The 15,176-nt window shown below is 59.8% G+C and carries 10 protein-coding genes and 3 pseudogenes; 10 read left to right on the top strand and 3 right to left on the bottom strand.

Annotation, left to right across the window (positions count from 1 at the left end; genetic code table 11):
* Nucleotides 1–114: 114 nt before the first annotated feature.
* A pseudogene (locus ACIP1X_RS18930) lies at nt 115–642 on the top strand (methyl-accepting chemotaxis protein); the annotation flags it as partial.
* Nucleotides 643–816: 174 nt separating this feature from the next.
* Entirely contained in the window at nt 817–2,163 is a 1,347-nt protein-coding gene (locus tag ACIP1X_RS18935; RefSeq protein ID WP_400754233.1) for a CoA transferase, read from the top strand.
* Between the two features lie 126 nt (nt 2,164–2,289).
* On the opposite strand, the gene ACIP1X_RS18940 is transcribed toward ACIP1X_RS18935, so the two are convergent.
* Both ACIP1X_RS18940 and arcD (ACIP1X_RS18945) read right to left on the bottom strand, forming a co-directional pair.
* Nucleotides 2,290–3,153 (bottom strand): DNA-3-methyladenine glycosylase family protein, encoded by an 864-nt coding sequence (locus ACIP1X_RS18940; RefSeq protein WP_400754236.1) that lies wholly within the window; start codon nt 3,151–3,153, stop codon nt 2,290–2,292.
* Nucleotides 3,150–4,577: an arginine-ornithine antiporter gene (arcD, locus tag ACIP1X_RS18945; RefSeq protein ID WP_053123047.1), complete on the bottom strand. Its 1,428-nt coding sequence runs from the start codon at nt 4,575–4,577 to the stop codon at nt 3,150–3,152. The genes ACIP1X_RS18940 and arcD (ACIP1X_RS18945) overlap by 4 nt, the downstream gene beginning before the upstream one ends.
* 496 nt (nt 4,578–5,073) lie before the next feature.
* On the opposite strand from arcD (ACIP1X_RS18945), the gene arcD (ACIP1X_RS18950) reads away from it, so the two are divergent.
* The 8 genes and pseudogenes from arcD (ACIP1X_RS18950) to gcvP form a co-directional block, all read left to right on the top strand.
* Nucleotides 5,074–6,501, top strand: a complete 1,428-nt coding sequence (gene arcD / locus ACIP1X_RS18950) for an arginine-ornithine antiporter (RefSeq protein ID WP_159812523.1) — start codon at nt 5,074–5,076, stop codon at nt 6,499–6,501.
* Nucleotides 6,502–6,536: 35 nt separating this feature from the next.
* Nucleotides 6,537–7,793: an arginine deiminase gene (gene arcA / locus ACIP1X_RS18955; RefSeq protein WP_400754238.1), complete on the top strand. Its 1,257-nt coding sequence runs from the start codon at nt 6,537–6,539 to the stop codon at nt 7,791–7,793.
* A 69-nt stretch (nt 7,794–7,862) separates the two neighbouring features.
* Nucleotides 7,863–8,873, top strand: coding sequence for an ornithine carbamoyltransferase (locus tag ACIP1X_RS18960; protein ID WP_053123054.1), 1,011 nt, complete (start codon nt 7,863–7,865; stop codon nt 8,871–8,873).
* A gap of 141 nt (nt 8,874–9,014) precedes the next feature.
* Nucleotides 9,015–9,944, top strand: coding sequence for a carbamate kinase (arcC, locus tag ACIP1X_RS18965; protein ID WP_053123056.1), 930 nt, complete (start codon nt 9,015–9,017; stop codon nt 9,942–9,944).
* Nucleotides 9,945–10,006: 62 nt separating this feature from the next.
* Nucleotides 10,007–10,369 carry a DUF5064 family protein gene (locus ACIP1X_RS18970; RefSeq protein WP_053123058.1) on the top strand — a complete coding sequence of 121 codons (363 nt, stop codon included), beginning with the start codon at nt 10,007–10,009 and terminating at the stop codon, nt 10,367–10,369.
* 277 nt (nt 10,370–10,646) lie between these two features.
* Nucleotides 10,647–12,155, top strand: coding sequence for a sigma-54-dependent transcriptional regulator (locus tag ACIP1X_RS18975; RefSeq protein WP_212543892.1), 1,509 nt, complete (start codon nt 10,647–10,649; stop codon nt 12,153–12,155).
* Between the two features lie 576 nt (nt 12,156–12,731).
* Entirely contained in the window at nt 12,732–13,115 is a 384-nt protein-coding gene (gene gcvH / locus ACIP1X_RS18980; RefSeq protein ID WP_180698637.1) for a glycine cleavage system protein GcvH, read from the top strand.
* A gap of 11 nt (nt 13,116–13,126) precedes the next feature.
* Nucleotides 13,127–15,088, top strand: a pseudogene (gene gcvP / locus ACIP1X_RS18985) (aminomethyl-transferring glycine dehydrogenase); the annotation flags it as partial.
* Here gcvP and ACIP1X_RS18990 read toward each other — a convergent pair.
* A pseudogene (locus tag ACIP1X_RS18990) lies at nt 15,081–15,176 on the bottom strand (tetraacyldisaccharide 4'-kinase); the annotation flags it as partial. The pseudogenes gcvP and ACIP1X_RS18990 sit on opposite strands and share 8 nt — an antisense overlap.

A 15,176-nucleotide genomic window follows, 5' to 3' on the forward strand; every position in this document is an offset into this window, starting at 1 on the left:
GCCGATCAGTCGGCGAAGGACGGCATGTCGATCATCGAACGCAGCACCCGCGACATCAATCAACTGGCCGATGAAGTCAGCAAAGCGGTGACCGAAGTTGAAGCGCTGGCGGTCAACAGCGAGCAGATCGGTTCGGTACTGGAAGTGATCCGCAGCATCGCCGAACAAACCAACCTGCTCGCGCTCAACGCGGCGATTGAGGCGGCCCGTGCCGGTGAGAGTGGACGCGGTTTCGCGGTGGTCGCCGACGAGGTGCGCAACCTCGCCAAACGCACGCAGGATTCGGTGGAAGAAATTCGCGTGGTGATCGAGCGTATTCAGACCGGCACGCGCGGCGTGGTCGCGACCATGCATTCGAGCCAGACCCAGGCGCACAACAACGCCGGGCAGATTCGTCAGGCGGTGGATGCGCTGGGCAAGATCAGCGACGCGGTGACGGTGATCAGCGACATGAACCTGCAAATCGCCAGCGCGGCTGAACAGCAGAGCGCGGTGGCCGAAGAGGTTAACCGCAACGTTTCGGCGATTCGCACCGTGACCGAAACCCTGACCGGACAAGCCACCGAGTCGGCGGCGATCAGCAGCCAGCTCAATGCACTGGCGAGCCAGCAGATGAAATTGATGGATCAGTTCCGCGTCTAGACCTCACCACACAAACTTGTAGGAGCAGAGCTTGCTCGCGAAGAGGCCGTCACATTCAACATCTTCGTCGACTGACACACCGCTTTCGCGAGCAAGCTCAGCTCCTACAAGAGCCTTCATCTAATCCAGTGACGTTTTGCACTATCATCGCCCTCTCGCTCCGGAGGGCCTTCGATGACTGATTTACTCACGTCCATTCAAGCCGCACTCGGCTTGCCGCACACGCCGATTGCGTTCACCGCCAGTGGCGCCCTGCCCTCGGCCTTCGCCGTCACCGATCTGGCCTGCGCCAGCATCGCCGCTGCCGGGCAAGCCGTCAGCGAACTCTTGCAGCAACAAACCGGCCACCTGCCCGCCGTTGCAGTCAATCGTCGCCTGGCTTCGTTCTGGTTCTCCTCATCACTGCGCCCGATCGGCTGGCAAGTGCCGCCGCTGTGGGATCCGGTCGCCGGTGACTACGCAACGCGCGACGGCTGGATTCGCCTGCACACCAACGCCCCGCACCACCGCGCCGCCGCTGAACGCGTGCTCGGTGCCTGCGCTGACCGTGAGGCGATGGCGGCGAAAGTCGCGCAATGGGCGAGCACGGAACTGGAGCAAGCGGTGGTCGACGCCAAGGGTTGCGCCGCCGAAATGCGCAGTTGGGCGCAGTGGCAACAGCACCCGCAGGGGTTGGCGGTGAATGCCGAGCCGCTTGTTCACTTCATCGCTGATCAGGATGAACATGCGAAATCGTGGCAAGGCTCGGTGGAACGCCCATTGGCCGGGATCAAGGTGTTGGATCTGACGCGCGTACTCGCCGGCCCTACCGCCAGTCGTTTCCTCGCGGGGCTCGGTGCTGAGGTTTTGCGCATCGATCCACCGACCTGGAACGAGCCCGGCGTCGTCCCGGAAATGACCTTGGGCAAACGTTGCGCACGCTTGGATTTGCAGATTCCGGCTGATCGAGCAGTCTTCGAAAACCTGTTGAAAAACGCCGATATTCTGCTGCACGGTTATCGCGCTGATGCGTTGGAGAATCTTGGTTTCGGCCTCGAACGCCGTCGCCAACTGGCGCCGGGGCTGATCGATGTCTGCCTCAACGCTTACGGCTGGAGCGGCCCTTGGCAGAACCGTCGGGGCTTCGACAGCCTGGTGCAAATGAGCAGCGGCATCGCCGAGGCCGGGCAGCGCTGGAAGCACGCGGACAAACCGACGCCGTTGCCGGTGCAGGCGCTGGATCATGCGACCGGCTATTTGATGGCGGCGAGTGCGATCAGGTTGCTGACTGAGCGGTTGAGGAATGGACATGGTGGTTCGGCACGGTTGTCGTTGGCGCGAACGGCGAAGTTGTTGATTGAGTGTGGGTCAGGAACAAGCGAAGCGTTGCGTGCCGAGGATGAACAAGACCATGGGTTGCCCTTGGAACAAACCCCATGGGGGCCAGCACATCGGTTGCTGGCGCCGGTGAAGATCAGCGGCACACCGTTGCAGTGGGCGTTGCCTGCCACGGATTTGGGTTCCCACCAACCTCAGTGGTGAATTTTAAACCGCTATCGCGAGCAGGCTCACTCCTACAGTTGACCGCGTTCCAACAGTAGAAACGCGGTCAACTGTAGGAGTGAGCCTGCTCGCGATGAGGGCTGAATTGGCCACGCAAATTCCGGATCAATCACCACGACTCAAAGACCCCCACAACACCTGCGCCGCATACCCGCGATAAGGCCGCCACCTCTCCGCCCGCACAGCCAATTCCCGCGCCGTCGGCCGCTGTCCTTCCTGCACTTCCAACGCCCGCAACAACCCGACATCCCCATGGGGAAAGCCATCCAGATCGCGCAACTGCCGCAGCGCAATGTACTGCGCCGTCCACTCGCCAATCCCGTGCAACGCCAGCAACCGCGCCACCCCGCCTTCGCGATAAGGCTCAAATAATGCAGGATCATCGAGCAACGCCTGCGCCACACCTGACAACGTCCGGCCACGACTCTTGGGCATCCCCAACGCCGCCAAATCCGCCTCAGCCAACACACTCGCCTCAGGAAACACGTAACTCAAACCCGGCACCGTCGATTGCAACGGCGCGCCATACTGAGCCACCAATTTCCCCGCCAAGCGAATCGCCGCCACCACGGTAATCTGCTGCCCGAGCACTGCGCGAAACGCCAGTTCCAAGCCATCCCACGCCCCCGGAATGCGCAACCCCGGACGCTCGGCCATCAACCGCGCCAGCAGCGGATCCTGCGCAAGATGCCCTTGCATCACCGCCAGTTCCGCATCCAGATCGAACATCCGCCGTAACCGCCGCACAATCTCTGGCAGCGCCTGCGAATCAGGAAAATCCACTTCAACCGCCAGCGAATCAGCAGCACCGGGCCACACCGAAACCGTGCCATGCACCCCGTTCAACCCGATGCTGCGCGAATACACGCCATCGACCACGGACTCCATCCCGACCACCGCTCGCGCCGTGAGAAAACCCAGCATCGCCTCCCAGTCATACGGCGGTTGATACGCCAGCGCCAACCTCACAACGACAGCATGCCGCTGTACAAGCCATACGCCGCCAGACCCGCACCGATGATGACGACGGTAAAGATGCCCTTCTCAATCGACGTGAAGATCGGCTCGCCCTGCTCATGTTTGGCCTTGGCAAACAGGATCACCCCCGGCGCATACAGCAGCGCCGACAGCAGCAAATATTTCACCCCGCCGGCGTACAGCAACCACACCGCATAACCCAGGGCGATGCCGCCGATCAGCAAATCCTTGGTGCGTTCAGCCGAGGCGTGTTCGTAGGTTTCGCCACGCCCGCTCAGCAGTACGGCATACGCCGCCGACCACAGATACGGCACCAGAATCATCGACGAGGCCAGATAAATCAGGCTGGTGTAGGTGCCCGCCGAAAACAGGGTGATCAACAGGAAAATCTGGATCATCGCGTTGGTCAGCCACAACGCGTTCACCGGCACGTGGTTTTTGTTTTCCTTTTTAAGGAACGCCGGCATGGTTTTGTCTTTGGCCGTGGCGAAGAGGATTTCTGCGCAGAGCAGCGCCCACGACAGCAGCGCACCGAGCAGCGAGATTGCCAGGCCGATGCTGATCAGCAATGCGCCCCACGGCCCGACGATGTGTTCGAGCACCGCGGCCAGCGAAGGGTTTTGCAGGTTGGCCAGTTCCGGCTGGCTCATGATCCCCAGCGACAGCACGTTGACCAGCACCAACAGCGCCAGCACACCGATAAAGCCGATCACCGTGGCGCGGCCGACGTCGCTGCGTTTCTCCGCGCGCGCCGAGTAGACGCTGGCGCCTTCGATGCCAATGAACACGAACACCGTGACCAGCATCATGTTGCGCACTTGATCCATGACATTGCCGAAATTCGGGTTGCTGGTGCCCCAGATGTCGCGGGTAAAAATGTCGGCCTTGAAGGCGACGGCGGCAATGACGATGAACATGATCAGCGGCACGATCTTCGCCACCGTGGTCACCTGATTGATGAACGCTGCCTCTTTGATCCCGCGCATCACCAGAAAATGCACGCACCACAACAGCACCGAAGCGCAGCCAATGGCGATCGGCGTATTGCCCTGACCGAACACCGGAAAAAAGTAACCGAGGGTGCTGAACAGCAGAACGAAATAACCGACGTTACCCAGCCAGGCGCTGATCCAGTAACCCCACGCCGATGAAAACCCCATGTAATCGCCGAACCCGGCCTTGGCATAGGCGTAGACGCCGGAATCCAGTTCAGGCTTGCGGTTGGCCAGAGTCTGAAAGACGAACGCCAGCGTAAGCATGCCGATCGCGGTGATGCCCCAACCGATCAATATCGCCCCGGCATCGGCCCGCGCCGCCATGTTCTGCGGCAGCGAGAAAATCCCCCCACCAATCATCGACCCCACCACCAGAGCGATCAACGCGCCAAGGCGCAGCTTTTGCGTCGGTTGCGACATTCAAATCTCCCTTCCTGATCAACGAATTCTCAATTTCCAGCCAAACCTCAGGACCCACCCAAACCCCAGATGCACTGAACCCCTCACCACAGGTTTATGACTTAACTAACTAAATGGGTAAAGAGTAAGTACGTTTATTAGATAACGCCAATAAATGCCCATTTATATATAGCCGATCACGCTAACGCCTAGCACGCTCAGACAATTTTGTGCGCTGATCCTAATAAATCAATTCTGTACTGAAAACAGACGCGGAAAATTTGCCAATCCGCCAAAACGAACTAGCGTCATAATTCGAAAGTAATAATAGCCATTCCCAAGCATGTAGCCACAAAGCGTCTAAATCGGGCTTCGCAGACGATAGCTTTATGCCTTCAGCCGATTCATAAGTCATTCATTAACAATGGAATGTGACCATGCACTGATCTAAGTCAGCTAACTGAACAGACAACAGAACTACGCTGTGATCTCTCTTCTCCTGCAATGGAGTCATGCAATGTCTGAAGCTCCCGGAAAACTACGACTCGGTGCACTGGTTGCGTTGGTAGTCGGTTCAATGATCGGTGGCGGGATATTCTCTTTGCCACAAAACATGGCAGCCAGCGCCGACGTTGGCGCCGTGCTGATCGGTTGGGCCATCACCGCTGTCGGCATGCTCACCCTCGCTTTTGTCTTCCAGACCCTCGCCAATCGAAAGCCTGACCTGGACGGCGGTGTCTACGCCTACGCCAAGGCCGGTTTCGGCGATTACATGGGTTTCTCGTCCGCCTGGGGTTACTGGATCAGTGCCTGGCTGGGCAACGTCGGTTACTTCGTTCTGCTGTTCAGTACCCTCGGCTACTTCTTCCCGATTTTCGGTGAGGGCAACACTGTCGCAGCCGTGATCGGCGCCTCGGTGCTGCTGTGGGCTGTGCACTTCCTCGTTCTGCGCGGGATCAAGGAAGCGGCGTTCATTAACCTTGTGACCACGGTCGCCAAGGTTGTGCCGCTGGTGCTGTTCGTTCTGATCGCGATTTTCGCCTTCAAACTGGACATCTTCACCGCCGACATCTGGGGCATCAAAAACCCTGATCTGGGCAGCGTGATGAACCAGGTACGCAACATGATGCTGGTCACCGTGTGGGTGTTCATCGGCATCGAAGGCGCGAGCATCTTCTCGGCCCGCGCGGAAAAACGCTCGGACGTCGGTAAAGCCACCGTGATCGGCTTCATTACCGTGCTGCTGTTTCTGGTGCTGGTGAACGTGCTGTCGCTGGGCATCATGACTCAGCCGGAACTGGCGAAACTGCAGAACCCGTCGATGGCCGCCGTGCTTGAGCATGTCGTCGGTCACTGGGGCGCGGTGCTGATCAGTGTTGGTCTGATCATCTCGCTGTTGGGTGCGCTGCTGTCGTGGGTGCTGCTGTGTGCGGAGATCATGTTCGCCGCCGCCAAAGACCACACCATGCCGGAGTTCCTGCGTAAGGAAAACGAGAACCACGTACCGGTCAACGCCCTGTGGCTGACCAACGCGATGGTGCAGATTTTCCTGATCATCACCCTGTTCTCGGCGAGTACTTACCTGTCGCTGATCTACCTCGCCACTTCGATGATTCTGGTGCCGTACTTGTGGTCGGCGGCGTATGCGCTGCTGCTGGCGGTGCGCGGCGAAACTTACGAAGGCTTTGCCGCCGAACGGCGCAAGGATCTGATTATCGGCGGCATCGCGCTGATCTATGCGGTGTGGCTGTTGTATGCCGGCGGGGTCAAGTACTTGCTGCTTTCGGCCCTGCTCTACGCACCTGGCGCGATCCTGTTCGCCAAAGCCAAGCTGGAACTCAAACAACCGATTTTCACTAACGTCGAGAAGCTGCTTTTCGCCTTGGTGATCGTGGGTGCCCTGGTGGCAGCCTATGGTCTCTACGACGGCTTCCTGACTCTGTAATACCCGACTAATTTGTCATCTGGAGGATCACTGAAATGACCACGGAAAAAGTTAAGTACGGCGTACATTCCGAAGCCGGCAAACTGCGCAAAGTCATGGTTTGCTCCCCAGGTCTGGCCCACCAGCGGCTGACCCCGAACAACTGCGATGAGCTGCTGTTCGACGACGTGCTCTGGGTTGCCCAGGCCAAGCGCGACCACTTCGACTTCGTCACCAAGATGCGCGAGCGCGGCATCGATGTGCTGGAAATGCACAACCTGCTGACCGACATCGTCGCCATCCCCGAGGCGCTGGACTGGATTCTTGAGCGCAAGGTCACCGCCGATTCGGTGGGCCTGGGCCTGATCAACGAAGTCAAATCCTGGCTGAAAAGCCTCGAGCCACGGCACATCGCCGAGTTCCTGATTGGCGGCGTGTCCGCTGATGATCTGCCGGACAGTTTCGGCGGCAAGACCATCCAGATGTTCCGCGACTTCCTCGGCCACTCCAGCTTCATTCTGCCGCCGCTGCCGAACACTCAGTTCACCCGCGACACCACCTGCTGGATCTACGGTGGCGTGACGCTGAACCCGATGTACTGGCCAGCGCGCCGTCAGGAAACCCTGCTGACCACCGCCATCTACAAATTCCATCCACAGTTCACCAACGCCGAATTCGAAATCTGGTACGGCGACCCGGACAAGGATCACGGCAGCTCGACCCTTGAAGGCGGCGACGTCATGCCAAAAGTCAACTTCTTACTGTTGATCGGTATGGGCGAGCGCTCGTCCCGTCAGGCCATCGGCCAACTGGCGCTGAACCTGTTCAAGAACAAAGCCGTGGAAAAAGTCATCGTTGCCGGCCTGCCGAAATCCCGCGCGGCGATGCACCTCGACACCGTGTTCAGCTTCTGCGACCGCGACCTCGTGACGATTTTCCCGGAAGTGGTCAATCAGATCGTTGCCTTCACCCTGCGACCTGACGAAGGCAAACAGGGCGGCATCGACATCCGCCGCGAAGAAGGCACTTTCCTCGACACCGTGGCCAAGGCCCTCAATCTGAAAGCGTTGCGCGTGGTGGAAACCGGCGGCAACAGCTTCGCCGCTGAACGCGAGCAATGGGACGACGGCAACAACGTGGTGGCCGTGGAACCGGGCGTGGTCATCGGCTACGACCGCAACACTTACACCAACACCCTGCTGCGCAAGGCCGGCGTGGAAGTCATCACCATCAGCGCCGGTGAACTGGGCCGAGGCCGTGGCGGTGGCCACTGCATGACCTGCCCAATCGTGCGCGACGCAATCGACTACTAAACCTCTGAGCCCTGGCCGTCACTTATAAAGTGCGGCCAGGGGGATAACCGACACCGAAGGAGATCCATCATGGCTTTTAACATTCACAACCGTAACCTGCTCAGCCTGGAACACCACACTCCACGTGAGCTGCGTTACCTGCTCGACCTGTCCCGCGACCTCAAACGCGCCAAGTACACCGGCACCGAGCAGCAGCACCTGAAGGGCAACAACATCGCCCTGATCTTCGAAAAAACCTCGACCCGCACCCGTTGCGCGTTCGAAGTGGCGGCGTATGACCAAGGCGCCAACGTCACCTACATCGACCCGAACTCTTCGCAGATCGGTCACAAGGAAAGCATGAAAGACACAGCCCGCGTGCTGGGTCGCATGTACGACGCCATCGAGTACCGTGGCTTCAAACAGGAAATCGTCGAAGAGCTGGCCAAGTTCGCTGGCGTGCCAGTGTTCAACGGTCTGACCGATGAATATCACCCGACACAAATGATCGCCGATGTGCTGACCATGCGTGAACACGCCGACAAGCCGATTCACGAAATCAGCTACGCCTACCTTGGCGATGCGCGCAACAACATGGGTAACTCGCTGCTGTTGATCGGTGCCAAGCTCGGCATGGACGTGCGCATCTGCGCGCCGAAAGCCCTGTGGCCACTGGATGATCTGGTTGAGCGTTGCCACAAATATGCCGAAGAAAGTGGCGCACGAATCACCCTGACCGAAGACCCGAAAGCCGCGGTCAAAGGCGTCGACTTCATCCACACCGACGTATGGGTGTCGATGGGCGAGCCGGTGGAAGCCTGGGCCGAGCGTATCCAGCAACTGCTGCCGTACCAGGTCAACGCCGAGCTTATGAAAGCCTCTGGCAACCCGCGCACCAAGTTCATGCACTGCCTGCCGGCGTTCCACAACAGCGATACCAAAGTCGGCAAGCAAATCGCCGAACAGTATCCGCACCTGAAAAACGGCATCGAAGTGACCGACGACGTGTTCGAGTCCCCAGCCTGCATCGCCTTCGAGCAAGCGGAAAACCGCATGCACACGATCAAGGCGATCCTGGTCTCGACCCTCGCTGATCTGTAACCACTGCTTATCCATGATCGTTCCCACGCTCCCGCGTGGGAATGCATCCCGTGACGCTCTGCGTCACAGCGGACGCGGAGCGTCCGTGGCGGCATTCCCACGCAGAGCGTGGGAACGATCACTACGAAAAGGACATGCACCATGCGTATCGTCGTAGCTCTGGGCGGTAACGCCCTGCTTCGCCGTGGTGAGCCGATGACCGCTGACAATCAGCGCGCCAACATCCGCATCGCCACCGAGCAAATCGCCAAAATCCATGCCGGCAACCAACTGGTCATCGCCCATGGCAATGGCCCGCAAGTTGGCCTGCTGTCGCTGCAAGCGGCGGCCTACACCTCCGTCACCCCTTACCCGCTGGACGTGCTCGGTGCCGAAACCGAAGGCATGATCGGCTACATCATCGAACAGGAACTGGGCAACCTGCTCGACTTCGAAGTGCCGTTCGCCACCCTCCTCACCCAGGTTGAAGTCGACGCCAACGACCCGGCGTTCAAGAATCCAACCAAACCGATCGGCCCGGTTTACGACAAAGCCGAAGCGGAAAAACTCGCTGCTGAAAAAGGCTGGGCGATTGCGCCGGACGGCGATAAGTACCGTCGCGTGGTGGCCAGCCCACGACCAAAACGCATCTTCGAAATCCGCCCGATCAAGTGGTTGCTGGACAAGGGCAGCATCGTGATTTGCGCCGGTGGTGGCGGGATTCCGACCATGTATGACGAGAACCGCAACCTCAAGGGTATCGAAGCGGTGATCGACAAAGATCTGTGCTCTTCGCTGCTCGCCGAGCAACTGGAAGCGGATCTGCTGGTGATCGCCACCGACGTCAACGCGGCGTTTATCGATTACGGCAAACCAACGCAGAAAGGCATCGCCGAAGCGCACCCGGACGAACTTGAGCGCCTCGGTTTCGCCGCCGGTTCGATGGGGCCGAAGGTGCAGGCAGCCTGCGAATTTGCGCGCCATACTGGCAAGGTCGCGGTGATCGGTTCGCTGGCGGACATCGAAGCGATTGTCCAAGGCACCGCCGGTACACGCGTGACCACAGCGAAGCCTGGCATCACTTACCGATAATTAGAAACGGCGGGGGCAGGCCCAGGGTCTGCCCTCTTTCCATGCCTTGAAAGGAGTTCCTCATGGCCCAGTTTGAACCCGGTCATTTGCACATCGAGCGGCATGCGTTGACCGACGATGACGTCAATTACAACGTCTGCCTCGACTATGAAGTGTTCACCGATCCGCAAAAAGGCAAAGGGATACAGTTCACCTTGCACGGCAATATGCAGGGCAAGGACATGAAGGAAACGTTTTTCCTGCCAAAGGAAGAGGCCTACAACTTCGCCCGCGACGTGACCCGGATCGCCGAAAAATACGGGATTCCCAAGACGCACAGCCAGATCGGCTCGGTGCACAAACATTACGACTTGATGTTTGAAGACATCCGCAAGCAGCTGAATATGCAGTCCGGGGATCCGGTTAATCCTGAGCATTTCGAGTAAACCTCCAAAGCCCCTCACCCTAGCCCTCTCCCAGAGGGAGAGGGGACTGATTGGGGGATGCTTCAGAATTACGCCGACCTGATCTTGCTTTTGATCGTTCCCACGCTCTGCGTGGGAATGCCGCCACGGATGCTCCGCGTCCGCTGTGACGCAGAGCGTCACGGGATGCATTCCCACGCGGAGCATGGGAACGATCAGCGCAGGACACAGATTTCACCATTAGCCCGCCCCAAGGCATACTTGCCACCCTCCGCTCTGCAGATCACTGAACCGCCCCATGCGTATCCACGTCAGTTTCATCGACCGCGTCGGCATCACCCAGGAAGTCCTGGCTATCCTCGGTGGGCGCAACCTCAATCTGGATGCGGTGGAGATGATCCCGCCGAACGTCTACATCGACGCGCCGACCCTGAGTCCGACAGTGCTCGAAGAGCTGAAAGATGCGTTGTTCCGCGTGCTCGGCGTGGAAGCGGTGACCGTCGTCGACATCCTCCCCGGCCAGCGTCGGCACTTGCAGCTCGATGCCTTGCTCGCGGCGATGACCGATCCAGTTTTAGCCCTCGACAGCGCCGGCAAAGTCTTGCTTGGCAACCCGGCATTGATCGCCCTCTACGGTCGCGAACCGGCCGGCGAAAGCGTCTCCGAATTGTTCAACGACCCCGGCCTGCTCGACACGCTGCTCGAACACGGCTTCCGCCTGCCGCTACGGGAAATCACCGTCAATGGTCAGACTCTGCTGCTCGACGCCACGCCAATCACCGACGCCGGCGCGCTGCTGACGTTGTATCAACCCAACCGCATCGGTGAACAACTCTCGGCGCTGCACCACGATCACGCCGAAGGTTTCGATGCGCTGCTTGGCGAGTCCCCTGCTATTCGCACTCTCAAGGCCCGTGCTCAACGTGTAGCAGCCCTCGATGCGCCGCTGTTGATTCAAGGCGAAACCGGCACCGGCAAAGAACTGGTTGCCCGCGCCTGTCACGCGATCAGTGCGCGGCACAACGCGCCGTTTCTTGCTCTGAACTGCGCAGCGCTGCCGGAGAACCTCGCCGAAAGCGAGCTGTTCGGCTACGCCCCCGGCGCCTTCACCGGTGCGGCGCGTGGCGGCAAACCCGGGCTGATGGAACTGGCCAACCAAGGCACGGTGTTTCTCGATGAGATCGGCGAGATGTCACCGTACTTGCAGGCGAAATTGCTGCGCTTCTTGAATGACGGCAGCTTCCGCCGCGTGGGCGGTGATCGTGAAGTGAAGGTCAACGTGCGCATCCTCAGCGCGACCCACCGCGATCTGGAAAAAATGGTCAGCGAAGGGTCGTTCCGCGAGGATCTGTTCTATCGCCTCAACGTGCTCAACGTGGAAGTGCCGCCGCTGCGTGAACGTGGTCAGGACATTCTGCTGCTGGCGCGCTACTTCATGCAGCAGGCTTGCGCGCAGATTCAGCGCCCGGTCTGCCGCCTCGCCCCGGGCACTTACCCGGCGCTGCTCGGCAATCGCTGGCCGGGCAATGTGCGGCAATTGCAGAACGTGATCTTTCGCGCGGCGGCGATTTGCGAAAGCAGCCTGGTGGACATCGGCGACCTCGACATCGCCGGCACCTCGGTGGCGCGGCAGACCGACAGCGATGTCGACAGCCTAGAACAAGCGGTCGAGTCGTTCGAGAAAGCGCTGCTGGAAAAACTCTACGTCAGCTACCCCTCGACCCGGCAACTGGCGAGCCGCCTGCAGACTTCGCATACCGCTATCGCCCATCGGTTGCGCAAGTACGGCATCCCCAACAAACCGTAACTCCTTTTGCACACTTAGCAAATCCGGCGCCGCGCCCTTGTAGGAGCAGAGCTTGCTCGCGAAAGCGGCCTTTCAGTTGCAATTAATGGTGACTGACAGACCGCTTTCGCGAGCAAGCTCTGCTCCTACATTTTGAACTGTGTTCCAGATTGTTTTCTGTAGGAGCTGCCGGAGGCTGCGATCTGTTGACTCTGGATGTGTATTGGCCGGGACAAGATCGCAGCCTTCGGCAGCTCCTACAGTTCGGGTTTCCAATTCAAGAATTGTATTTCCTGCTTAAAAGCGACCTTTATCTGTACTGAAAGCGCTACAGCGGAATGATGTCGTTACACCCTCCTCTGATCACCGCTGTGCAAGGCTTTGATCCGGTTCAGCTTTTCTCCTCGCCTTGTGCTGTAGCGATTTCGCTACGCACGCCACTGAGTCATATCCATCAAAATCACTCAACTCATTGATTTATAACGATAAATAAACCTTGGCCGCGTTCTTGCTAATCAACCCTTCATAAATAAAGGGCTTCCCTGCCCAAGCCTTCCACCGCGTCCACCAGACGAGTCTGGCCCCTGAGGAGTTTCCATGAGCGAGTTGCGTTTTACTGAAGATCACGAATGGCTGCGCACCGAAGCTGACGGCAGCGTTACTGTCGGCATCACCGCTTTCGCGCAGAACGCCTTGGGCGACGTGGTGTTCGTGCAACTGCCTGAATTGCAGGCGTACGACAAAGGCGCCGAAGCCGCCACCGTGGAATCGGTGAAAGCCGCCAGCGGCGTATACATGCCCCTCGACGGCGAAGTGCTGGCAACCAACCCGGCGCTGGAAGACAGCCCGGAACTGGTCAACGAAGATCCGCTGGGCGAAGGCTGGTTCTTCCGCTTCCAGCCAAGCGACGCCGCCGCTGTCGGCAAACTGCTCGATCAGGACGCGTACGACCGTCTGATCAAAGCCCAAGCCGAAGCCTGAGGAACACCGACATGACTCAAGTAAACCTTGGCACCGCCAACGAATTCATCGCCCGTCACATCGGCCCGCGCGCCGGTGACGAGCAAGCCATGCTCAACAGCCTCGGCTTCGATTCGCTCGAAGCGCTGAGCGCCAGCGTCATCCCGGAAAGCATCAAGGGCACCAGCGTGCTCGGCATGGACGACGGCCTCAGCGAAGCCGATGCCCTGGCGATGATCAAAGGCATCGCCGGCAAGAATCAGTTGTTCAAGACTTACATCGGCCAGGGCTACTACAACTGCCACACGCCGTCGCCGATCCTGCGCAACTTGCTGGAAAATCCGGCCTGGTACACCGCTTACACGCCGTACCAGCCAGAAATTTCCCAGGGCCGTCTCGAAGCGTTGCTGAACTTCCAGACCATGATCAGCGACCTCACCGGTCTGCCGATCGCCAACGCATCCTTGCTCGACGAAGCCACCGCCGCTGCCGAAGCCATGACCTTCTGCAAACGCCTGAGCAAGAACAAGGGCAGCCACCAATTCTTCGCCTCGATCCACAGCCACCCGCAAACCCTCGACGTGCTGCGCACCCGTGCCGAGCCACTTGGCATTGAAGTCGTTGTGGGCGATGAGCGTGAACTGACTGACGTGACGCCGTTCTTCGGCGCGCTGCTGCAATACCCGGCCGCCAACGGTGACGTGTTCGACTACCGCGAACTGACCGAACGCTTCCACGCCGCCAACGCGTTGGTGGCCGTGGCCGCTGATCTGCTGGCCCTGACCCTGCTGACCGCCCCGGGCGAATTCGGCGCTGACGTCGCCATCGGTTCGGCACAACGCTTCGGCGTGCCGCTGGGCTTCGGTGGCCCGCACGCCGCTTACTTCTCCACCAAAGATGCGTTCAAGCGCGACATGCCGGGCCGTCTGGTCGGTGTTTCGGTTGACCGTTTCGGCAAGCCGGCCCTGCGTCTGGCGATGCAGACCCGCGAGCAACACATCCGTCGCGAGAAGGCCACGTCGAACATCTGCACCGCGCAGGTGCTGCTGGCCAACATCGCCAGCATGTACGCCGTCTACCACGGCCCGAAAGGCCTGACGCAGATCGCCAACCGCGTGCATCACCTGACCGCGATTCTGGCCAAGGGCCTGACCGCGTTGGGCGCTAACGTCGAACAAGCCAGCTTCTTCGACACCCTGACCGTGGCCACCGGCGCACAAACCGCCGCACTTCACGACAAGGCGCACGCTGCGCAGATCAACTTGCGCGTGATCGACGCTCAGCGTCTGGGTCTGTCGGTCGACGAAACCACCACCCAGGCGGATATTGAAACCCTGTGGGGCCTGTTCGCCGACGGCAAGACCCTGCCGGAGTTCGCTGCACTTGCTGCGACCGTGCAAAGCACCATCCCAGCAGCGCTGGTACGCCAGTCGCCAATCCTCAGCCACCCGGTGTTCAACCGTTATCACTCGGAAACCGAGCTGATGCGCTACCTGCGCAAACTGGCGGACAAGGATCTGGCACTGGATCGCACCATGATCCCGCTGGGTTCGTGCACCATGAAACTCAACGCCGCCAGCGAAATGATCCCGGTGACCTGGGCTGAATTCGGCGCGCTGCACCCGTTCGCCCCGGCCGCGCAAAGCGCCGGTTACCAGCAACTGACCTTTGAGCTGGAAGCGATGCTCTGCGCCGCCACCGGTTACGACGCGATCTCGCTGCAACCGAACGCCGGTTCGCAAGGTGAATACGCCGGCCTGCTGGCGATCCGCGCCTATCACCAGAGTCGTGGCGATGAGCGCCGCGACATCTGCCTGATCCCGTCGTCCGCCCACGGCACCAACCCGGCCACCGCCAACATGGCTGGCATGCGCGTGGTCGTGACTGCGTGCGATGCCCGCGGCAACGTTGATATCGAAGACCTGCGCGCCAAAGCGATCGAGCACCGCGAACACCTCGCCGCGCTGATGATCACTTACCCGTCGACCCACGGCGGACCACGCCAACACGCAAACCACTGCGCCGACAGTGTTCGATCAACCAGAGGATCATCGGCGTTTTGCCGGTGCCGCCCACGGTGAT

Source organism: Pseudomonas sp. NPDC088885, from assembly GCF_044750025.1.
Taxonomy (GTDB): domain Bacteria; phylum Pseudomonadota; class Gammaproteobacteria; order Pseudomonadales; family Pseudomonadaceae; genus Aquipseudomonas; species Aquipseudomonas rustica.